This is a genomic window from Streptomyces sp. NEAU-YJ-81 (genome assembly GCF_017592595.1).
Taxonomy (GTDB): domain Bacteria; phylum Actinomycetota; class Actinomycetes; order Streptomycetales; family Streptomycetaceae; genus Streptomyces; species Streptomyces hygroscopicus_B.
This window is the reverse complement of record NZ_JAGFNO010000006.1, coordinates 37695-59702: the sequence shown is the minus strand read 5'-3', so window position 1 is coordinate 59702 and position 22008 is coordinate 37695. Positions and strand designations below refer to the sequence as shown.

The following is a 22008-nucleotide window of genomic DNA, read 5'->3' as shown; positions in this document are numbered from 1 at the left end:
TCTATAGGTAGAATACATCCCATGGAGACCGAGAACGGCACGCGCTGGCTCAGCGATGAGGAACAGCGCGCGTGGCGCACCCACCTGGATGTCAGCCGACTGCTGACCTACCAGCTCGAAAAAGACCTGCAGCCGTTCGGCCTGACCATGAACGACTACGAGATCCTGGTCAACCTCTCGGAGTCGGAGGACCGCCGGATGCGGATGAGCGACCTCGCCTCCGCGACCCTGCAGTCCAAGAGTCGGCTGTCCCATCAGATCACCCGGATGGAGAACGCCGGCCTGGTCCGCCGCGAGAACTGCGAATCCGACCGACGGGGGCTGTACGCCGTGCTGACCGAGCACGGCTGGGAAACCATGCGCAAGGTCGCACCCCACCATGTGGCGTCCGTGCGCAACCACTTCATCGATCTGCTCGCGCCGGAGGACCTCAAGGCGCTGTACGGATCGCTGGTGCCCGTCGCCGAGCATCTGCGCGCCCAGCGGGGCCGGGTCTAGGGGCCCGCAGGCAGCCGCAGCTCGAACAGGGCACCGCCCTCGGGTGCCGCCCGGACGGCCAGGGTGCCGCCGTGGCGCACCGCCACGTCCCGCGCGATGGCGAGGCCGAGCCCGGCCCCGCCATCGTCGCGGCTGCGGGCGTCGTCGAGCCGTACGAACCGCTCGAAGATCCGCTCCCGCTCGCCCTCGGGCACCCCCGCGCCGTCGTCCGCGACCTCCAGCACGGCCCACCGGCCCTCCTCGCGCACCGCCACCCGCACCCCGCCCCGGGCATGCCGCTGCGCGTTGTCGACCAGATTGCCCAGCACCCGGGCGAGCTGCCCGCGCGAGCCCGGCACCGCCACCGGAGCCACCTCCGCACGCACCGGCACCCGGTCCCCCAGCCGCTGGGCCAGCTCCTCGCGCACCAGGGCGTCCAGCGCCACCGACGCGTGGGCGGGCCGCTCCCCCGCGTCCAGCCGGGCCAGCAGCAGCAGATCGGCCGCCAGCCGCTGCAGCCGCACCACGTCCTCCACCGCGCCGTCCAGGTCCAGCAGCTCCGGATGGGCGGCGCCCACCTCCAACTGGGTGCGGAGCGAGGCCACCGGGGAGCGCAGCTCATGGGAGGCGTCCGCCACGAAGGCCCGCTGCCGCTCGACCGACGCCTCCAGCGCCGTGAGCGTCTCGTTGGTGGTCCGGGCCAGCCGCGCCACCTCGTCGTGCGACCCCGGCACGGGCACCCGCCGGGACAGATCCGTACTCGCCGTGATGGCGGCCATCTCCCGCCGGATGCCCTCCACGGGCCGCAGCGCGCGCCGGGTCACCAGCCAGGTCACCCCGGCCACGACCACCAGCAGCAGCGGCAGCCCGATCAGCATCGCCTGCCGCACGGTGCCCACCGCGCCCTGCTCGGTGGCCAGCGGGGCGCCCGCGTAGACCGTGACGTCCTCACCGCGGGCATCGGTGACCTCCAGGGCCGCCCAGCGGTACTCCGCTCTCTCGCCGTCGATCCGGGCCGTACCGGCGCTGTACTCCGGGGTCGAGGAGACCTCCCCCGCGCCGTCGTCGTCATCGTCCTCGCCGGGCGCCGGAACAGGCCGCACCGAGGAACTGCCGGTGCCCGTCACGGCCTGGAGATCGTCACTGACCGCGCGCACCCGGTGGTCCTCGTCCACGATCTGCACCGGGGTGTCGTCCCCGAGGTCCAGCTCCCGGTACGCCACCCCACCGGCGACCTTCGAGGCGACGGCCCGGGCGGTCGCCCCGGCATCCACCTCGGCCCGGTCCGCCAGATTGCTCCGCAACACCCCGAGCACCGCGAGCCCCGCGGCCACCAGCGCCACCGCGACCACCACGGTCGCACCCAGCGCCGCCCGCGCCCGTACGGAACCGAAGACCTTACCCACGGAGCCGGTACCCCGCTCCCCGCACGGTCTCGATCAACCCGGCGCCCAGCTTGCGGCGCAGCGCGCTGATGTACACCTCGACGATATTGGGGTCGCCGTCGTACGCGAAGTCCCAGACGTGCTCCAGGATCTCGGCCTTGGAGACCACGTCCCCCGGCCGCAGCGCCAACTGCTCCAGTACGGAGAACTCCTTCGCGGTCAGCGCGATCTCATCGCCACCCCGCTCCACCCTGCGCGCACCCCGGTCCACCGACAGCTCCCCGACCCGCACCACCGGTGAGGCCCCGGCCCCCCGCCGCCGCAACAGCGCCCGCACCCGGGCCACCAGCACCACGTACGAGAACGGCTTGGTCAGATAGTCGTCGGCGCCGGTATCGAGCCCCTCGGCCTCGTCGTACTCGCCGTCCTTGGCCGTGAGCATCAGGATCGGCACATCGCTCCCGGCCGCCCGGAGCGCCCCGCACACGTGGTAGCCGTTCATCCCCGGCAGCATGATGTCGAGAACGATCAGGTCGTAGTCGCCCTCCCGCGCACGGTGCAGCCCCTCGCGCCCGTCGTGGACGACATCCACGGCGAACCCCTCGGCCTGCAGCCCCTTGGCCAGCGACAGGGCCAGCCGCCGCTCGTCCTCCACGATCAGCAAACGCATACGACCAGCTTCCCAAAGCGAACCTGAAGATCTCTTCAGGCGGCTTCAGCTCAGCTTCAGCATCGCTCCCCGATGGTGGTTGACGTCCGAACACGACCCGGGGAGGAACCCTCATGAAGCGCAACATCGTCATCGCATCCGTCGCCGCGGCCGCCCTGCTCACCGGCGGCACGGCGGTCGCCGTGGCGGGCACCCAGTCCTCGTCCACCGGGGCGCCGACCACCCACGCGGCCGACGCGGCCGGGACCACCGCCGGCGAGTCCTTCTCCGACGCCGCCCACGCGTCCGGGACCACCGCCCGCGCATCCTTCTCCGACGCCGCGCACGCCGCGCTCAAGGCCGTCCCGGGCACGCTGGACTCCCTCGACCTGGACCACGGCGCCCGGACCACCTGGGACGCGGAAATCCTCGGCAAGGACGGCAAGTGGCACGAGGTCACGCTGGACGCGTCGAACGCCAAGGTCCTGAACCAGCACATCGACAGGGACACCGACGCCGAGGACGCCGCCGAGGCCAAGGCCCTGCGGAACGCCGACGTCTCGGCCACCGAGGCGGCCCGGAAGGCCGCGTCCAGCGGCACCGTGACCTCTGTGGAGTTCGACGGCGACCGCACCCCGGTGTGGGAGGTCGAGACCGTCAAGAACCACAAGGAGCGTGACCTGAACGTGAACGCCCAGTCCGGCAAGGTCACCCAGGCCCCGTCCGACGACGACGGCGACGACGACTAGGGAGAGCCGCCGACGAGACGGGAGACGAGACGGGAGGGGACGGGGCCGCACCCAACACCCGGCCCCGGGACCGAACACCGAGTGCGGACCGTGGACGCCTCCGGCGGATAACCCCCACCCCGCCCCTTCCCGAAGGAGGGGGCTCCGCCCCCTCACCCCCGCCGGGGCTCCGCCCCGGACCCCGCTCCTCAAACGCCGGAGGGGCTGAATCTTCCGCCCCGGACGATCCGGAACCCACACCACCCGTGCCACCGGCGGGTAGCCGTGGGACGGCGAGAGGGGGCAGGGTCGCACCCACCCCCACCCAACACCCGGCCCCCGAGCTGAACGCAGGACGTACAGGCACCCCGGTGCCACCGGGGCGCGGTCGCCAGCGAGACGGGAGGGGACAGGGCCGCACCCACCCAACACCCGGCCCCTGGGGTGAACGCAGGACGGACAGGTGCCCCGTGCCACCGGCGGGCAGCCGCGAGACGGCGGGAGGGGACGGGGTCGCACCCACCCCCCACCCAACACCCGACCCCCGAGCTGAACGCAGGACGTACAGGCACCCCGGTGCCACCGGGGCGCGGTCGCCAGCGAGACGGGAGGGGGCGGGGTCGCAGGGGTGGGGTCCTGGACGCTTACGTGTATTTGTGGCGCCAATCTCCGACCAACTCCACGCCTCCGGTCAATGGCGCCGTAAATATACGGTCCAGGGCCCCGCCCCGGAGGCCCCGGCCCCGCACCCACAACGCACCCCGGGCGCACCCGAAGCGCACCCCGGGCACCACGCCCACGCACCCAGGCGCACCCGTCATCCCCGCTCCGTCACCCCGGCCACCAGCTCATCCGCCGCCGTATACGGATCCAGCTCACCGGCCACGACCCGCTCCGCGAGCGCCCCCAGCCGCCGATCCCCGTGCAGATCGCCGATCCGCTCCCGCAGCGCCGTCACCGCGATCGTCTCGACCTCGCCCGCCGCCCGCCGCATCCGGCGCTCCGCGAGCACCCCGCGCTCCTCCATCCACGCACGGTGCTTCTCCAGCGCCTCGACAACCTCATCGATCCCCTCGCCGCGCGCCGCCACGGTCTTCACGATCGGCGGCCGCCAGTCCCCCGGCGCCCGCCCCTCGCCCAGGCCCAGCATGTGGTTGAGCTCGCGGGCCGTGGCATCGGCCCCTTCCCGGTCGGCCTTGTTGACCACGTACACATCGCCGATCTCCAGGATCCCGGCCTTGGCCGCCTGGATCCCGTCCCCCATCCCCGGCGCGAGCAGCAGCACACTCGTATCGGCCTGGGCGGCGATCTCGACCTCGGACTGACCGACGCCCACCGTCTCCACCAGCACCACATCGCACCCGGCCGCGTCCAGCACCCGGATGGCCTGCGGGGCCGACCAGGCGAGCCCGCCGAGATGGCCGCGCGTGGCCATGGAGCGGATGTAGACGCCGGGGTCGGAGGCGTGCTCCGACATCCGTACGCGGTCGCCCAGGAGCGCCCCGCCGGAGAACGGCGAGGAGGGGTCGACGGCGAGGACGCCCACCCGCTTGCCCATCCGCCGGTAGGCGGAGACGAGCGCGGAGGTGGACGTGGACTTGCCGACGCCCGGCGAGCCGGTCACCCCGACCACATACGCGCCCCCGGCCAGCGGAGCGAGCGCGGCCATCACCTCGCGGAGCTGCGGCGAGGCACCCTCGACCAGCGAGATGAGCCGGGCGACCGCACGCGGCCGCCCCTGCCGCGCCTGCTCCACCAGCGTGGGCACATCAGCCATGGGTGCCGTACTCCTTACCGCTCCATCATCGCTACATCACAACGGAAACCGAGGCCCTACAGGGAAACCCAAGCCCCGCAAGCGGAACCGCAACCGCAACCGAACCCAGGCCCCCAGGGGCAACCGCCTACTCCCCCGCCGGCACCCGCAGGATCAGCGCATCCCCCTGCCCACCCCCACCGCACAACGCCGCCGCCCCGGTCCCGCCCCCACGCCGCCGCAGCTCCAGCGCAAGATGCAGCGCGATCCGCGCACCGGACATCCCGATGGGGTGGCCGAGGGCAATCGCGCCCCCATTCACATTCACCCTTTCGGGGGAAACACCTAGATCCTTCATCGACTGCACGGCGACCGCGGCGAACGCCTCGTTGATCTCGATGAGGTCGAGATCGTCCACCGTCAGCCCCTCCTTGCCCAGGGCGTGCGCGATCGCGTTGGACGGCTGGGACTGGAGGGAGTTGTCGGGTCCCGCCACATTCCCGTGGGCGCCGATCTCGGCGATCCACTCCAGCCCCAGCTCCTCGGCCTTGGCCTTGCTCATCACGACGACCGCGGCGGCCCCGTCCGAGATCTGCGACGACGTGCCCGCCGTGATCGTCCCGTCCTTGGCGAACGCGGGCCGCAGCCTGCCCAGCAGCTCGGCCGTGGTCTCGCCGCGGATGCCCTCGTCCTTGTCGAAGACCACCGGCTCGCCCTTGCGCTGCGGGATCTCCACGGGGGTGATCTCGGCGTCGAAGAGGCCGTTCTTCTGGGCGGCGGCGGCCCGCTGGTGGGACTGGGCGGCGAACTCGTCCTGCTCGGGGCGCTGGATGCCCAGCCGGGTGTTGTGCTTCTCGGTGGACTCGCCCATGGCGATGGACTCGAAGGCGTCGGTCAGCCCGTCGTGCGCCATCGCGTCGAGCATCTCGACCGCGCCGTACTTGTAGCCCTCGCGGGACTTGGGCAGCAGATGGGGGGCGTTGGTCATGGACTCCTGCCCGCCCGCGACCACGATGTCGAACTCGCCCGCGCGAATGAGCTGGTCGGCCAGGGCGATCGCGTCCAGCCCGGAGAGGCAGACCTTGTTGATCGTGAGGGCGGGCACGCTCATCGGGATGCCGGCCTTGACCGCCGCCTGCCGGGCCGGAATCTGCCCGGCGCCCGCCTGGAGCACCTGCCCCATGATCACGTACTGCACCTGCTCGGCGCCGACTCCGGCCCGCTCCAGCGCGGCCTTGATCGCGATTCCGCCCAGGTCCGCGCCGGAGAACGAGCGCAGGCCGCCGAGCAGCCGTCCCATGGGCGTCCGGGCGCCCGCCACCATCACAGAGGTCGTACGAGTCATTGGTGCGTCCCCTTCACGAGGAGAAGGAAGTTAACGAGGGTTATCGTCAATGTACTGACGAGTACCCGCGCGGTCACCGGCGCATCGGTGTGATCGCGCGCACGTTGCGTAACCGGCTGTGCGGCGGTGCACTGTTCCCATGCTGACGAGAATTGACCACATCGGGATCGCCTGCTTCGACCTCGACAAGACCGTTGAGTTCTACCGTGCCACGTACGGCTTCGAGGTGTTCCACTCCGAGATCAACGAGGAGCAGGGCGTCCGCGAGGCCATGCTCAAGATCAATGAGACCTCCGACGGCGGGGCCTCGTACCTGCAGCTTCTCGAGCCGATCCGGGAGGACTCCGCGGTCGGCAAGTGGATGGCCAAGAACGGTGAGGGCGTCCACCACATCGCCTTCGGCACCGCCGATGTCGACACCGACTCCGAGGCCATCCGCGACAAGGGCGTCCGGGTCCTCTACGAACAGCCCCGCCGTGGCTCGATGGACTCCCGGATCACCTTCCTCCACCCCAAGGACTGTCACGGTGTGCTGACCGAGCTCGTCACCGCCGCGGGACCCGCCGCCCACAAGGGCGAAGAGGATCACTGAAGCGGACCACTGACCTACCCCTTCCCCGGCCGGTAGAGTGCAGCATCGGCCGGGGTACGGAATCGGAAAGGGATCGGGGTCCGGCCCGGGCTTCGCCGATGATCTGACACCATTTCTTCGGAAGGGCCAGCTCCGGTCCGACCCGGCACGCACCTCGCCTGGTCGGTACCGCAAGGGAACCGTCGGGGAACCCCTGGGCACCGCAAGGGACCACGGGGGACCACGAGGGTGACGGAGCCGGCCGCCAACGCGACCAGGGGACGGATGGGACCGCGCAGTGCGGGGCTACGACCGCTACGAGCCTGACGATCAGCTCTCCAAGTTCGAGGCCGAGATGGAGCGGCTGAAGACCGAGCGTGAGAAGGCCGTCCAGCACGCCGACGACCTCGGCTACCAAGTCGAGGTGCTGCGCGCCAAGCTGCATGAGGCGCGCCGTAACCTGGCGGCCCGTCCCGCCTACGACAGCGCCAACGTCGGCTACCAGGCAGAGCAGTTGCTGCGGGACGCCCAGCTCCAGGCGGACCAGTTGCGCGCCAACGCCGAGCGTGAGCTGCGCGAAACCCGGGCGCAGACCCAGCGGCTGCTCCAGGAGCAGGCCGAGCGGCAGTCCCGGCTGGAGGCCGAGCTGCACGCCGAGGCCGTGGCCCGGCGTCAGCGGCTGGACCAGGAGCTGGCCGAGCGCCGCGCCACCGTCGAGTCGCATGTCAACGAGAACGTGGCCTGGGCCGAGCAGTTGCGGGCCCGTACCGAGGCGCAGGCCCGCCGGCTCATGGACGAGTCCCGGACGGAGGCCGAGCAGGCCCTGGCCGAGGCGCGCGCCGAAGCGCAGCGCATGACCGAACAGGCCCGTCAGAGGCTGGGCTCCGAGGCGGAGGCCAGCCGGGCCGAGGCCGAGGCGATTCTGCGCCGGGCCCGCACCGACGCCGAGCGGCTGCTGACCAACGCGGGCACCCAGGCCCAGGAGGCCACCGACCACGCGGAGCAGCTACGCACCACCACCGCCACCGAGGCGGACCAGGCCCGTCGTCACGCGGCCGAGCAGACCCGCGCCGCCGAGCAGCGGATGCACGAGGCCGAGCAGGCGCTGCGCGAGGCGCGCAGCGAGGCCGAGAAGGTCGTCACCGAGGCCAAGGACGCGGCGGCCAAGCGGCTCACGGCCGCGGAGTCGGACAACGAGCAGCGCACCCGTACCGCCAAAGCGGAGGTCGCCCGGCTGGTCGGCGAGGCCACCAAGGAGGCCGAGCGGCTGCGGGCCGAGGCCGAGCAGCTACGGGACGACGCCCGCGCCGAGGCCGAGCGGATGGTCTCCGAGGCGGGCGACGACGCCCGGGCCAGGGCCGCCGAGGACTCGGCGGCCCAGCTCGCCAAGGCGGCCCGGAGCGCCGAGGAGGTGCTGACCCGCGCCTCGGAGCAGGCTCAGGCCACCACCAAGGCGGCCATCGACGAGGCCGAGCGGATCCGGGGCGAGGCCGAGGAAGAGGCGGACCGGCTGCGGGCCGAGGCGCACGACACGGCCGAGCAGCTCAGGGGCACGGCGAAGGACGACACCAAGGAGTACCGCGCCAAGACCGTCGAGCTGCAGGAGGAGGCCCGCCGGCTGCGCGGCGAGGCCGAGCAGCTCCGGTCGGAGGCGGTCGCCGAGGGCGAGCGGGTCCGCACCGAGGCGCGCCGGGAAGCGGTCCAGCAGATCGAGGAGGCGGCCAGCACCGCCGAGGACCTGCTGACCAAGGCGAAGGCCGACGCGGAGGAGACCCGCTCGGGTGCCACCGCCGAGAGCGAGCGGGTGCGCACCGAGGCCATCGAGCGGGCCAACGCGCTGCGCCGGCAGGCCGATGAGCTGCTGAAGCGGGCCCGCGGCGAGGCCGAGGAGCTGGTGACCTCGGCCGAGGAGCAGGCCGAGCGGGTCAAGTCGGAGGCGTCCACCGCGGCCGAGGAGATGCGCGAGGAGGCCGAGCGGGCCGCCGAGGACCGCCGCTCCGAGGCCGAGGGCGAGCTGAACCGGCTGCACCAGGAGGCCGAGCAGCGGCTCTCCTCCGCCGACGAGGCGCTGGGGGACGCCCGCACCGAGGCGGAGCGGCTGCGCAAGGAGACCGCCGAGGAGATCGAGCGGCAGCGCACGGAGTCCGCCGAACGGCTGAACGCGCTGCGCCAGCAGGCGGAGGACGAGGCCGTACGGCTGCGCGACGAGGCCGCCGCGGACGCGTCGAACGCGCGCGCCGAGGGCGAGTCGGTGGCCGTACGGCTGCGCGGCGAGGCCGCCGCGGAGGCCGAGCGGCTGCGCTCCGAGGCCCAGGAGACGGCCGACCGGGTGCGGGCGGAGGCGGCGAGCGCCGCCGAGCGCATCGGCGCCGAGGCCGCGGAGGCCCTGGCCGCCGCGCAGGAGGAGGCGGCCCGCCGCCGCCGCGAGGCCGAGGAGCTGCTCGCCGACGCCCGCGAGGAGGCGCAGGCCGAGCGGACGGCGGCGCGGGAGCAGAGCGAGGAGCTGCTGGCCGCCGCCCGGAATCGGGTCTCCGAGGCGCAGACCGAGGCGCAGCGGCTGGTCGAGGAGGCCGAGCGGCGCTCGGCCGATCTGGTGGCCGCCGCCGAGCAGACGGCGCAGCAGGTGCGGGACTCGGTCGCGGGGCTGCACGAGCAGGCCGAGCAGGACATCACGGCGCTGCGTACGGCCGCGGAGCACGCCGCGGAGCGGATGCGCGGCGAGGCGCAGGGCGAGGCCGACCGGGTCCGCGCGGACGCCCAGGACGAGCGGGAGCGCGCCTCGCAGGACGCCACGCGGGTGCGGCAGGAGGCCCGGGAGGAGTCCGAGGCCGCCAAGTCGCTCGCGGAGCGCACGGTCGCCGAGGCGATCGCCGAGTCGGAGCGGCTGACCGAGCAGGCCCGCGAGGAGGCGGGCAGGCGCCGCGCCGACGCCGGCGAGCAGGCGGACCGGCTGGTCACCGAGGCCACCCACGAGGCCGAGCGGCTGCGCGCGGAGGCCAACGAAACGCTCGACGAGGCGCGCCGTTCGGCCCACAAGAGCCGTGCCGAGGCGGCCGAGCAGGCCGATACGCTGGTCGGCGGCGCGACCGAGGAGGCGCAGCGGCTGGTCTCGGAGGCCACCACCCGGGCGCAGACGCTGCGTACGGAGGCGTCCGACGCACGCGCGACGGCGGAGCAGGACGCGGCCCGGACCCGCGCCCAGGCCCGCGGCGATGCCAACAACATCCGCTCGGAGGCGGCCGAGCAGGCCGACCGGCTGGTCGGCGAGGCCCGGAACGAGGCCGCGCGGCTGCACGCGGAGGCCAGCGGCGAGGCGGAGCGGCTGCGCAGCGAGGCCGCGGAGACCGTGGGTTCGGCGCAGCAGCACGCGGCGCGCACCCGCGCCGAGGCCGAGCGCATCGAGACCGAGGCGGCGGCCGAGGCGGAGCGGATCCGCAACGAGGCGCAGGCCGAGGCCGACCGGCTGGTCGACAGGGCGCGCGAGGACGCCAACAAGCGGCGTTCCGACGCCGCCGAGCAGGCCGACCGGCTGGTCACCGAGTCCTCGGCGGAGGCCGAGCGGCTCACCTCCGAGGCGCAGGAGGCCGCGCTGCGCACGGCGACCGCGGCCGAGGAGCAGGCGGACACCATGGTGGGCGTGGCCCGCCAGGAGGCGGACCGGGTGATCTCCGAGTCCACGGCCGAGGCCAACGGCATGGTGGAGAAGGCCCGTACGGACTCCGACACCATGCTCAGCGAGGCCCGGGGCGACGCCACGGCCATCCGGGAGCGCGCCGAGGAGCTGCGCACCCGTACCGAGGCCGAGGTCGAGGAGTTGCACGAGCGGGCCCGCCGGGAGTCCGCGGAGCAGATGAAGGCCACCGGCGAGCGGGTCGACAAGCTGGTCGCGGCCGCCACCGCGCAGCTGATGAAGGCGGAGGAGAAGGCCAAGTCGCTGGTCGCGGAGGCGGAGAGCGAAGCGAGCCGGGTGCGGATCGCGGCGGTGAAGAAGGCCGAGGGTCTGCTCAAGGAGGCCGAGCAGAGGAAGAGCGAGGCCGAGCGGGAGGCGGAGCGGCTCCGGAACCAGGCCACGGACGAGGCGCAGCAGATCGTGGACGAGGGCAAGCGCGAACTCGAGTTGCTCAAGCGACGCCGCGAGGACATCAACGCGGAGATCTCCCGTGTCCAGGACGTGCTAGAAGCGTTGGAATCCTTCGAGACCCCCGCGTCAGGTGGCGCGGGCGGCAAGGAGAACAACGGAGTCAAGACAGCGGCGGGCGCGGGTGCGACGAGGAGTGGAAAGCGGTCGGAGGGGTAACCGTATGCGGGGGACGAGGGTCGGCTGTGCCCGTCCGCGTCAATTTCGCGTAACTCTCGCGTCGGTCTGCGTCCATCACGGCATGTCCGTATCATCCCGACGAGTGACGAGGTCTCCGTCTTACTGCCACTCAAAAGGCTGGACATTCTGCAGATCAAACAGACGTTGACTCGATGACACGCCGCTCGGACCCCTAGGATTCCCTCTATCACCTCACCGGTCTCTTTCGACAGGAACCCCATGAGCGACACTTCCTCCCCCTTCGGCTTCGAGCTCGTGCGGCGTGGGTACGACCGCGGTCAGGTGGACGACCGCATTTCCAAGCTCGTCGCCGACCGTGACAGTGCACTGGCCCGTATCACCTCTCTGGAAAAGCGCATCGAGGAGCTGCACCTCGAAACGCAGAACGCTCAGGCCCAGATCAACGATTCGGAGCCGTCCTACGCGGGGCTCGGCGCCCGGGTCGAGAAGATCCTTCGTCTCGCCGAGGAAGAGGCGAAGGATCTGCGCGAAGAGGCTCGGCGCGCCGCCGAACAGCACCGTGAGCTGGCCGAGTCGGCCGCCCAGCAGGTCCGCAACGACGCCGAGTCGTTCGCCGCCGAGCGCAAGGCGAAGGCCGAGGACGAGGGCGCGCGGATCGTCGAGAAGGCGAAGGGCGAGGCGACCACGCTGCGCCAGGAGGCGCAGAAGGACGCCCAGTCCAAGCGCGAGGAGGCGGACTCCCTCTTCGAGGAGACCCGCGCCAAGGCCGCGCAGGCCGCCGCCGACTTCGAGACCAACCTCGCCAAGCGCCGCGAGCAGTCCGAGCGCGACCTGGCGTCGCGTCAGGCCAAGGCCGAGAAGCGGCTCGCGGAGATCGAGCACCGCGCCGAGCAGCTCCGCCTCGAGGCCGAGAAGCTGCGCACCGACGCCGAGCGCCGCGCCCGCCAGACGGTGGAGACCGCGCAGCGCCAGGCCGAGGACATCGTGGCCGACGCCAACGCCAAGGCCGACCGGATCCGCAGCGAATCCGAGCGCGAGCTGGCGGCCCTCACCAACCGCCGCGACAGCATCAACGCCCAGCTGACCAACGTCCGCGAGATGCTGGCCACGCTGACCGGCGCGGCCGTGGCCGCGGCCGGTGCCCCGGGCGAGGACGAGGCGGCCACCCGCGGCGTCCCGGCCCAGCAGTCCCGGTGACCCTCGGTCCCAACGGAGCGTACGATGCCCCGCGCCGCCACGAGCGGCGCGGGGCACGCGCATGTCCGGGGCAGACGGCCCGAGTTCCGGCCGCGCCGCACCCGACACCGCCCACAGCAAGTGAACGCCGCCCCACGGGCACCTGAACAACCGTGCGCCGCACCCGAGCCGGAGCCCCAAGGCCCCAACTCCCGGGCACGACACCCCAGCCCCGCCAGTGCCTGAGACAACCCAGCCCCTCCGGCACATGAGGAAATCCAGCCCCTCCGGCGTTTGAGGAGCGGGGGTCCGGGGGCAGAGCCCCCGCGCAAGGCCGGGGCCGAGCCCGGGACAACCCAGCCCCTCCGGCGATTGAGGAGCGGGGTCCAGGGGCGGAGCCCCGGCCGGGGCCGGGCGGGGGCCCGGTTTCGGGAAGGGGCGGGGTGGGGGAGACACCCCTCCGTGACCGACCGCACCCTCCCCACCCTCGGCTTCGCCGACATCCCCGCCAAGCACCCCCTCACCTACCCCGGCCGCCCCATCACCCGCCCCACCCTCCTCACCGCGGGCGAACTGTGGGAGCTCACCCCCACACCAGGCGGCCGCCTCGGCACCTGGACAGTCGACACAAGCCCCGGCGAAGGGCCGAAAGAGAACCCGGAGCCACTCGACACCCTCCTCACCACCCTCGGCCACCCCCCAACCCCCAACCGCCACCCCATCATCGCGGTCGGCTCCAACGCCTCCCCCGCCCAGCTCCACCACAAGCTGTCCCGCCCCGGCCACCCGGCCACCGTCCCCATGGTCCCGGTCGACGTGCACGGCATCGCGGTCGGCTGCTCGGCCCACATCGGCCGGTACGGCTACGTGGCCTCCGCCCCGTACACCGCGCCGGGAGCCCGTACCCCCCTGGTCATCAGCTGGCTGGACGCCGAGCAGCTCGCGGCCGTGGACGCGACCGAGTACCCCAACTACCGCCGCGTCCTGCTGCCCGGCACGGAGTACCCGATGGTGATGCCGTCCGGCGAGCGGCTCGGCGGCGCGTATCTCTACGTCGGCGAGCGTGGAGTGCTGATGTCCCCGGACGCCACCGAACGTCCCCTCCCCGGCGGCGGCGACCAGAGCGCCCTGCTCACCCGGCTGCTCGCCGGTTCGCCGCGGCTGCGCGAACTCCTCGGGCCCGACCCCGGCGCCTGGGTCGCCCGCGCGGGCGCCGACCCCGCCGTACGGAAGTCCGGCACCCGGATCTTCCAGGAGGAGGGCTGGGCACTCCCACAGCCCGACCTCCTCCGCTGCCCGGAGGACGACCACGACGGCCCTGGCGGGCCCGCAGACCCCGACGGTCCCGGAGGCCCCCGAAACCCCCGAGGCCCCAAGAGTTACGGTGCGCTCACATCTCCCGAATAGCGGGAACCGTCAACACCCCGGCTATCCTCCTAACCCTCACCGGGGGCGAGCACGCCCGACCCATGCTCATGAGGGGCGGAGAATGATCGAGGCAGTCGGTCTGACGAAGCGCTACGGCGCCAAGACGGCCGTGTACAACCTGTCCTTCCAGGTGCGGCCCGGCGCCGTCACCGGCTTCCTCGGGCCCAACGGGTCGGGCAAGTCCACCACGATGCGGATGATCCTGGGCCTCGACGAGCCCACCGCCGGCCATGTCACGGTCGGCGGCTACCCGTTCCGCAAGCTGCCCAACGCCCCCCGCCAGGTGGGCGCGCTCCTGGACGCCAAGGCGGTGCACGGCGGCCGCAGCGCACGTCACCATCTGCTCTGCCTGGCCCAGCTTTCCGGGATCCCGGCCCGCCGGGTCGACGAAGTGCTGGGCGTGGTGGGCCTGCAGAACGTGGCGCGCAAGCGCTCCAAGGGCTTCTCGCTCGGCATGGGGCAGCGTCTGGGCATCGCGGCCGCCCTCCTCGGCGACCCGCAGGTGCTGCTCTTCGACGAGCCGGTCAACGGCCTGGACCCCGAAGGCATCCTCTGGGTCCGCAACTTCATGAAGCAGTTGGCCTCCGAGGGCCGCACCGTCTTCGTCTCCAGCCATCTGATGAGCGAGATGGCGCTCACCGCCGACCATCTGATCGTGATCGGGCGCGGTCAGTTGCTCGCGGATATGAACGTCAAGGACTTCATCTCCTACAACTCGGCGGACTTCGCACGCGTCCGCACCCCCGAGGGCGACCCGGGGCAGCGCGAGAAGCTGACCGCCGCGCTGAGCGAGGCGGGCGGCCAGGTGCTCCCCGAGCAGGACGGCGCGCTGCGGGTGACCGGGCTGCCGCTGCCGCGCATCAGCGATCTGGCGCATGGGGCGGACGTCCGGCTGTGGGAGCTCTCACCGCACCAGGCGTCGCTGGAAGAGGCGTACATGCGGATGACGCAGGGCGCGGTGGACTACCGCTCGACCGTCGACGAGCGCGCCGCCCTGCAGCAGCAGGTCCCCGCCGCGGTGCCGCAGGGCGCGCCGTACGGCTATGCCCCGGGAGCGCCGGGAGCCCCGGGAGCGCCGATGGGCTTTCCGCCGGGGACGGTACTGCCGGGGTACGCCGAACCGCCGGCCCCGCCGCAGCCACAGCCGCACGCTCCGGGCATGGCCATGCCCGGAGCCCCTGCCGCACCTCCCGCTCCGGCCGCCCCCGCGACGCCACCCCCGGCTCCCCCCGCTCCCCCCGCTCAGCCGCCCGCGGCGCCCCCCGCCCCCGCCGATCTGACCAAGAGCGACAACGAGGACGACGCCCGATGACGACCCCGTACCAGCACCAGTCCCAGGCGCCCGTCCCCCCGCAGGCCCCCCAGGGCCCTCCGCAGGGTCCTCCCCAGACCGCACCGCAGATGCCGCCACAGGCCCCGCACCAGGCAACCCCGCACCAAACACCCCCGCACCAAGCGGCCCCGCACCAGGCAGCCCCGCACCAAGCGGCCCCGCACCAGGCAGCCCCCCACCACCCCGCGCCCCAGGCGTACCAGCAGCCGGTGCCGTCCGGGCCACCGTCGCAGCCGTACGCCGGTATGGGCCCGTACACCTCGCCGATCCCGGTCCGGCGTACCCACCTCGGCAACGCCCTCGCCTCCGAGTGGACCAAGATCAAGTCGGTGCGCTCCACGATCTGGACGCTCGGCGTCATGGTCGCGCTGGTGATCGGAATCGGACTCCTGGTGGCGGCGACCACGAACGACGCCGACTACGGCAGCGTGCCCACCACCCTCCCCGGGTTCTTCGGCACCCTGCTCGGCCAGTTGTGCGTCGTCACCCTCGGGGTGCTCGTGATCACCTCCGAGTACGGCACCGGAATGATCCGGACCACCCTCACCGCCTCCCCGCAGCGCTCACGCGTGCTCACCGCCAAGGCGCTGGTCTTCTTCACCCTCTCGTTCACCACCACGACCGTCTCGCTCGCGCTGGTGGCCTACGCGAGTATGGGGATGCACGGCGGGCCGGACGTCCCGGAGCCGACGGGTGACGAGATCCTCGGCGCGACGGTCGGCGCGGGGCTCTATGTGTCGCTGCTGGGGCTGCTCTCGCTGGCCGTCGGAGCCATCCTGCGGCACTCCGCGGGGGCGATCACCACGATGCTCGGTGTGGTGCTGCTGCCGGCCATCCTCCCCGCTTTCCTGATGATGTCGGACAGCCTGCGCGACCTGGGAGAGAAGATGCTGGAGTACTCCTCGCCCCAGTCGCTGGCCTCCCTCTTCCGCCTCGACGAGAGCCTGAACAGCGGCTGGCCCCAGCTATCGGCGCTGGCCGTGGTCACGGCGGGGGCGATGATCGCCGCGTATGCGCTGCTGGAGAAGCGGGATGTGTAGCGCTCCGTAGCCCCTGCGGAGGCCAGGGCCCGGGTGCCAGGGCCCGGGTCAATATCGCGGTGCGTTACGGGACCGCTGGAGCTTGGCGCTCCGGCGGTCCCGTGCGCTCCAGCACGCCTTGTGCCAGTGGCGCCGGTCGTCCGCGCCCATATGCTGCTGCCAGGCGACCACATGCGCCACCCCCGGCGAAATCTCCTGGTCACAGCCCGGACAGCGGTAGTGCTTGGCAGCGGCCCCGCCGCCGACCTGCCGGACCACCCACTCCTCGCCCTGCCAGGTCTCCATGCGATCGAGACCGTAGCGATTCGCACTCTCGTGGCCGACGGGCTGCTCGCCGCCTCGCGGGCGGTTTCGGCGTGGAGACACAGGGCACCTCGACAGAACTGTGACTAACGGGCTGTGACCAGCGTACGCGCTACGGTCACCGTCCTGGAAAGTCGTTGTCCACACCCACCCTCTGATCATCATGAAAGATTCATGCACGGCCGTGCCCTTGGCACGTGTCAGGCGTTAATGCCTACAAGGGGGGATGCCCGCGCCGGCACATCAGCCGCGACAAGGAGGCAGGATCACGATGGATGTGGGGGCTTTCATCCTGGCCGCTCAATTCCCAGGCCAGGGGCAGGAGGAGGCGCTGCACCGGGCGGTGCGGTCGGCCGAGATCTCCGAGGAGGCGGGGCTGGACGCGGTCTGGGTCGCCGAGCACCACTTCGTTCCGTACGGCGTCTGCCCGTCCGCGGTCACCCTCGCCGCGCTGCTGCTGGGACGTACCCGCCGGATCGGCGTCGGTACAGCGGTGAGCGTACTGCCGACCGCGCATCCCGTCGCGCTGGGTGAGCAGGCGGCACTGCTCCATCTCCTCTCCGGTGGCCGGTTCACGCTGGGCGTCGGCCGTGGCGGCCCCTGGGTCGACCTCGAGGTCTTCGGCTCGGGACTGCGGGCGTACGAGCGGGGCTTCCCCGAATCACTCGATCTGCTGCTGCGCTGGCTGCGCGAGCCACGGGTGGGGGCGGACGGTGAGCGGTTCGCCTTCCGCGAGGTGGCGGTGGTGCCGCGCTCCGACGACGCGCTCGCCGGGCAGGCGGTGGACGCCCCGCCGGTGGTCGTCGCCTGCACCTCGCCCGCGAGCGTGCGGCTGGCCGCCGAGCGCGGGCTGCCCATGCTGCTCGGCATGCACTGCGGGGACGAGGAGAAGGCCGAGGTGATCGGCCTGTGGCGGAAGTCCGCGCTGGAGGCGGGCCGTTCACCGGAGGACGTCGAGGCGGTGGCGGCGCGCCATGTCTCGGCCGGGGTGGTGCAGATCGCGGACGACCGTCCCGCGGCGGCCGAGATCCTCACCAAGGCGATGCCCGGCTGGTTACGGCAGGGGCTTGAGGCGCATGTGACGGTCGACGGCCGGGAGCGCCGGATGCGCGACCCCGTGGCCTATGCGGAGCTGCTGTGCGAGCTGCATCCGGTGGGATCGCCGCGGCTGTGCGCCGACCGGCTGGCGGCGACCGCGGAGCGCACCGGGATCCACCGGTTCGCGCTGCTGGTCGAGGGGTCGGGCGACCTGGTCGCCACGGAGGAGAACGTACGACGGCTCGGTGGTGAGGTGCTGCCGCTCCTGCGCTGATACACCTCCCCCTGGTGGAGCGGCAGCGGACATCCCGTCAGCAGTCGCGGAGTGTGGGTGACTGGTTGAGCAGCTGCCCCCGGACCGAGGTGAAGCGGGCGAGGCGTTCGTCGGCGGATGTGTCCATCGGGAAGACGGCCACCCGGTGACAGTTCTGGAAGGCCAGCCGCACCCCGAAGTGGCGCTGCAACGCGCCGCGTATCGCGTCACTGGCGAGTGCGCGCAGCAGTTGACCGCGTGCCTGCTCATTGGGCGGCGGCGTCTGGTTGTCGGCGAACTCCCCGCCGTCCACCTTGAGCTGAGCCACCAGCGAGCTGATCATCTCCCATGCGTAGGGTAGGGAGTTCCGGACGCAGTCGACGAAGGCTGCTTCGTCGACCTCGCCTCGCTCGGCCTGTTCGAGCAGGGCCGGTGAGACGTCGAGCGACATGGGTTCTCCTCTCGCGACCCCGCGAGCGGGGTCTCAGGGATGGGAAGGGCGGACGGCGACGGAGCGTACCCGTCCGGCGACCGCCCGCTTCAACGGTAATTCGGCCACTCCACCCGCACCAGGAGAATGGGCACACAACCAGCCATCCCCGAAGGGGTCCATCGACGGACGAATCGCGTCGGGCGGCGGTGGTCGAGTAGCGTTGCCGACCATGCGTCTCGTCATCGCCCGGTGCTCCGTGGACTACGCCGGCCGCCTCACCGCCCACCTCCCCTCGGCACCCCGCCTGATCCTCGTCAAGGCCGACGGAAGTGTGTCCATCCACGCGGACGACAGGGCCTACAAACCCCTCAACTGGATGTCTCCGCCGTGCACGCTGAAGGAAGGCGACGACGATGTGTGGACGGTCGTGAACAAAGCGGGCGAGAAGCTCATCATCACCATGGAGGAGGTCCTCCATGACTCCTCGCATGAGCTCGGCGTCGACCCCGGCCTGATCAAGGACGGTGTGGAGGCCCATCTGCAGGAGCTGCTCGCCGATCGTATCGAGACACTCGGCGATGGCTGGACGCTTATTCGGCGTGAATACCCCACTGCCATCGGTCCCGTGGACATTCTCTGCCGCGACGCGGACGGGACGACGGTCGCCGTGGAGATCAAACGCCGTGGTGAGATCGACGGTGTCGAGCAGCTCACCCGCTATCTCGAACTCCTCAACCGGGACCCGCATCTCGCCCCGGTGAAGGGCATCTTCGCCGCCCAGGAGATCAAGCCCCAGGCCCGCGTCCTCGCCACGGACCGGAGCATCGGCTGCGTGGTGCTGGACTACGACGCGCTCCGGGGCATCGAGGACGACAAGCTCCGCCTGTTCTGACACGGGGCTGACGCCGGGCCGACACGGGGGCGCCGGGGCCGTCGGGCCCCGGCGCCCTTCCGTCGTACGGGCGCCATGGGGGCGACGAGATCACGCCACGGAGGCCGGGCGCCGTCTGGCGTGTTCCTGTGCCCATGGCCCGCGCCCCCGTGCGGCGTTCCCCGGCTACGCGACCGGAGAGGCCGTGCCCGATGCCGCGTGGGTCGTGGGCGCGCTCGCCGTATTGGACGTATCGCCCGTGGAGGTCGGCGTCGGGGCGGAGGTCGTGGGCGTCGGCTTGGTGGGCTCGCCGGTCGGGGTCGGCGGCTTGGTCGTCGGCGGCTTGGTCGTAGGCGGCTTGGTCGTCGGATCCGACGACGGCGGCGAGGGCGGCTGCTCGGTGTCGGAGGGCGAGCCACTGGTGGACGACGGGTCACTCGACGCCGTGGTGCCGCTGGGCGAGCCGCTGCTGCTCGGGGCGGTCGGGGAGGTGGACGCCTTGGGTGTTCCGCTGAGGCCGGGCTGGGGGGCCTGGCTGGTGCCGCGCGTGGGCTCGTCGGCGGTCAGACCCTTGTCGTCGTCCTGCTGAGAGGCCGACCGGTCCGGCTTGACCTTGTCGGAGGGGCTGTCGGAGTCGTCGCCCGAGGTGGCGCCCAGGGTCACGACGGTGCCGAGCACGGCCACCAGCAGCACGCCCGCGGACGCCGCGACCACATTGCGCCGGGCACCCTGCACCGCCAGCCGGCGCAGACCGCGCGGCTCGCCGTCCGAGGGCCCGGCGGGGGCGGAAGGAGAAGCGGAGGCGAGGGCCGAGGGAGTGGCGGAGGCGGCCACCGTGGTCCGGGAGACGGCCGGGACCACCGCCGTCACCGCCTTTGTCGGGGCCGGGGTGCCCATGGCGGCCATCGGCGTCGTCGTGGCCGCCTTCGGGGTGACGATCGTGGTCTCGGTGTCGTCCGGCGCGGCGCCCGCCGCCGGGGGCGTCACGTCCTCGCCCTTACGGCTTCCGCCGCTCGCCCCGAACGCCCCGGCCATCGCCGAACCGGGCGAGCGGTCGGCGACCAGCGCCAGCGCGCGCCGGCCCGCGACCGTGCCCCGCTTGTCCGCGAGGACGCCCCGCAGCCCGATGGACGCCTCCAGCTCCGCGCGGGCCCGGTCCAGATGGCCCGTGCACAGTGCGAGGACGCCCAGCTCGTGGTGGAAGTACGCCTCGTCCGCGACCTGTCCGGCCAGCCGCGCGGCCTCCTGGCCGTGCCGCACCGCGCGCTCCCAGGCGCCCCAGTGCAGCGCCGCGGCGAAGGCGGGCGCGGCGGCGCGGGCGAGGAGCACGGCGGCGTCCGCGTGGCCCGCCTCGCGGCTGCCGATGAGCGCCGTCATCGCGGCGAGGATCGCGTCGGCCTCGGCGGCGACGCGCTCGGGGGCCACCGAGGGGTGCCCGGCCCACCAGGCGTAGTGCCCGGCGACGGCGTGGGCGCGCCCGGCGTCCGCGTCGGCGTAGCCCTCCTCCGCGAGCTGGGCGGTGACGCGCGCCGCCAGCCGGTGGTGCGCCCCGGCCGCGGTGACGAGGCCGCAGCCGAGCAGCTCGCCGAGGGCCGCGTCCGCGTGGGTGTCGGCGGACAGCGCGCGCAGATGCACCTGGTGCGGGCATTCGCCGCCGAGCGCGACCGCGAACCGCAGGGCGTCGTGGGCCGCCTCGCTCAGCCGTCCGGCGAGCAGCGCGGCGGGGGACGCCGCCTCGGCGATCGAGGGCAGCGGGACGTCATGGCCCCCGCCCGCCTCCCGCGCGGAGGGGTCGTCGCGCAGGGCGTCGCGCTGCCGCAGCAGCGCGCCCGCCTGGACAAAGCGCAGCGGCAGCCCCTCGGACTCGAACCACAGGTCCGCCGCCCAGCTCGCCTCGTCCTCCTCCAGGGGCCGTCGTGCGGCCCGCGCCAGCAGTTCGAGACCGGCCGTACGGCTGAGCCCGGAGAGGAAGACCTCTTCGAGGTGGGAATCGGGGGACGGCGCCGGGACATCGGGGGTGGCGGAGATCAGGAACGCGCATTCGGGGGTCGCGTCGAGGAACTCGTCCAGCGCGGCGCCGCCGAAGTCGATGTCGTCGAGGACGACGACCGCACCGACCCCCTGGACCGACTCCAGCAGCTCCGCGCGCTCGGGCCGGTACAGCGGGGCGCTGAAGACGGCGGCGTAGAGGTCGTGGAGAAGGTCGGCGGGGGTGCGGTGGTAGCCGGAGAGGCGTACGACACCGTCGGGCGCGAGCCGCTCGCAGTCGGCGGCGACGGCCTCCAGCAGGGTGCTGCGGCCCGCGCCGGAGGGCCCGGTGACCCGCACCGAGCGGCCGCGGGCGAGCAGCCGGGCGAGCCGCTCCCGCTCCTCGTCGCGCTCCAGCATCGGCAGGTCGGGCAGGACGGCGCCGGAGGGACGCGGCGCGGCGGCGGCGTGGCGCAGCTCGGCCCGCTCGTCGGGGCCGTGGCGCTCGGGCCGGGCGGGGCGCTCTCCGGGCGGGCAGGGTTCTATCTCGCTGCCGTCGACGGGGTTGACGGTGAGCAGGTAGTCACCGGTGACGATGCGCGCGGTGCGGGCGGGGGGCCCAGAAGGATCAGAAGAAACGGAAGATGCGGAGGAGGCCGAGGAGGCGGAGGAGCCGGGCACCGGGCTGCCCAGAGGCGGCGTCGGTACGTCCCCCGGCAGCCCCGGCGGCGCGGGCGGGCGCGACGGCGAGCCGGCGCCGGGAGTGTCCGCGGCAGGCGGCCCACTGGACGCCGCGCCCGGCCCGGACTCGTCCCAGCCGTGCTCCTGCGATCCGCGGTTCTTCGGGTCCATGGTCCTTGCCCCCCAGATGCGTGGCGTGCTGTAAGGCTCCCCGGCCTGCCTTCGCTTCTGGTCCGGTGCCGCCGTAGGGAATGTGTCCGGCATCCACCGAACCCCGGGCCGTATCACACGGCC

At 72.9% G+C, this 22008-nt stretch carries 17 protein-coding genes; 10 read left to right on the top strand and 7 right to left on the bottom strand.

Translation table 11 applies throughout. The features are described from left to right. The first annotated feature begins 21 nt into the window (after positions 1-21). Positions 22-498 (top strand): MarR family winged helix-turn-helix transcriptional regulator, encoded by a 477-nt coding sequence (locus J5X86_RS16430; protein WP_014054954.1) that lies wholly within the window; start codon positions 22-24, stop codon positions 496-498. Here J5X86_RS16430 and J5X86_RS16425 read toward each other — a convergent pair. Both J5X86_RS16425 and J5X86_RS16420 read right to left on the bottom strand, forming a co-directional pair. Then, positions 495-1883 (bottom strand): cell wall metabolism sensor histidine kinase WalK, encoded by a 1389-nt coding sequence (locus tag J5X86_RS16425; protein WP_208517566.1) that lies wholly within the window; start codon positions 1881-1883, stop codon positions 495-497. The two genes, J5X86_RS16430 and J5X86_RS16425, sit on opposite strands and share 4 nt — an antisense overlap. Then, positions 1876-2532 (bottom strand): response regulator transcription factor, encoded by a 657-nt coding sequence (locus tag J5X86_RS16420; RefSeq protein WP_208517565.1) that lies wholly within the window; start codon positions 2530-2532, stop codon positions 1876-1878. The genes J5X86_RS16425 and J5X86_RS16420 overlap by 8 nt, the downstream gene beginning before the upstream one ends. 113 nt (positions 2533-2645) lie before the next feature. Between J5X86_RS16420 and J5X86_RS16415 the strand changes: the two genes are divergently transcribed. Further along, a complete protein-coding gene (locus tag J5X86_RS16415; RefSeq protein WP_208517564.1) occupies positions 2646-3260 on the top strand; it encodes a PepSY domain-containing protein in 615 nt (204 codons plus the stop codon). Positions 3261-4056: 796 nt separating this feature from the next. Here J5X86_RS16415 and meaB read toward each other — a convergent pair. After that, positions 4057-5016, bottom strand: a complete 960-nt coding sequence (meaB, locus tag J5X86_RS16410) for a methylmalonyl Co-A mutase-associated GTPase MeaB (protein ID WP_208517563.1) — start codon at positions 5014-5016, stop codon at positions 4057-4059. A gap of 127 nt (positions 5017-5143) precedes the next feature. Next, on the bottom strand, positions 5144-6322 hold the full coding sequence (locus J5X86_RS16405; protein ID WP_078643692.1) for an acetyl-CoA C-acetyltransferase: 1179 nt from the start codon (positions 6320-6322) through the stop codon (positions 5144-5146). 157 nt (positions 6323-6479) lie between these two features. Between J5X86_RS16405 and mce the strand changes: the two genes are divergently transcribed. The 6 genes from mce to J5X86_RS16375 all read left to right on the top strand — a co-directional run bounded on the left by mce (position 6480) and on the right by J5X86_RS16375 (position 16167). Further along, positions 6480-6932: a methylmalonyl-CoA epimerase gene (gene mce / locus J5X86_RS16400; protein WP_208517562.1), complete on the top strand. Its 453-nt coding sequence runs from the start codon at positions 6480-6482 to the stop codon at positions 6930-6932. 277 nt (positions 6933-7209) lie between these two features. Then, the gene (gene scy / locus J5X86_RS16395) at positions 7210-11208 is read left to right on the top strand and encodes a polarized growth protein Scy (RefSeq protein ID WP_208517561.1); all 3999 of its coding nucleotides are present in this window, start codon (positions 7210-7212) and stop codon (positions 11206-11208) included. Between the two features lie 240 nt (positions 11209-11448). Continuing rightward, positions 11449-12387, top strand: a complete 939-nt coding sequence (locus J5X86_RS16390) for a cellulose-binding protein (RefSeq protein ID WP_078643689.1) — start codon at positions 11449-11451, stop codon at positions 12385-12387. A gap of 441 nt (positions 12388-12828) precedes the next feature. Continuing rightward, positions 12829-13773 carry a hypothetical protein gene (locus J5X86_RS16385; RefSeq protein WP_208517560.1) on the top strand — a complete coding sequence of 315 codons (945 nt, stop codon included), beginning with the start codon at positions 12829-12831 and terminating at the stop codon, positions 13771-13773. A gap of 82 nt (positions 13774-13855) precedes the next feature. Continuing rightward, on the top strand, positions 13856-15106 hold the full coding sequence (locus J5X86_RS16380; RefSeq protein WP_208517559.1) for an ATP-binding cassette domain-containing protein: 1251 nt from the start codon (positions 13856-13858) through the stop codon (positions 15104-15106). Further along, entirely contained in the window at positions 15103-16167 is a 1065-nt protein-coding gene (locus tag J5X86_RS16375; RefSeq protein ID WP_208517558.1) for an ABC transporter permease subunit, read from the top strand. Before J5X86_RS16380 ends, J5X86_RS16375 begins: the two co-directional genes overlap by 4 nt. A 48-nt stretch (positions 16168-16215) precedes the next feature. Here J5X86_RS16375 and J5X86_RS16370 read toward each other — a convergent pair whose 3' ends face one another. Next, positions 16216-16533 carry an ATP/GTP-binding protein gene (locus J5X86_RS16370; RefSeq protein ID WP_208517557.1) on the bottom strand — a complete coding sequence of 106 codons (318 nt, stop codon included), beginning with the start codon at positions 16531-16533 and terminating at the stop codon, positions 16216-16218. 208 nt (positions 16534-16741) lie between these two features. Between J5X86_RS16370 and J5X86_RS16365 the strand changes: the two genes are divergently transcribed. Further along, positions 16742-17782, top strand: a complete 1041-nt coding sequence (locus tag J5X86_RS16365; protein ID WP_208517556.1) for an LLM class flavin-dependent oxidoreductase — start codon at positions 16742-16744, stop codon at positions 17780-17782. 37 nt (positions 17783-17819) lie between these two features. Here the strand turns inward: J5X86_RS16365 and J5X86_RS16360 are convergent, their stop codons facing one another. Beyond that, positions 17820-18212, bottom strand: coding sequence for an SCO5389 family protein (locus tag J5X86_RS16360; RefSeq protein WP_208517555.1), 393 nt, complete (start codon positions 18210-18212; stop codon positions 17820-17822). A 211-nt stretch (positions 18213-18423) separates the two neighbouring features. On the opposite strand from J5X86_RS16360, the gene nucS reads away from it, so the two are divergent. Next, entirely contained in the window at positions 18424-19086 is a 663-nt protein-coding gene (nucS, locus tag J5X86_RS16355) for an endonuclease NucS (protein ID WP_203348529.1), read from the top strand. Positions 19087-19251: 165 nt separating this feature from the next. Here the strand turns inward: nucS and J5X86_RS16350 are convergent, their stop codons facing one another. Next, positions 19252-21885, bottom strand: coding sequence for an ATP-binding protein (locus J5X86_RS16350; RefSeq protein ID WP_208517554.1), 2634 nt, complete (start codon positions 21883-21885; stop codon positions 19252-19254). Positions 21886-22008: the final 123 nt, after the last annotated feature.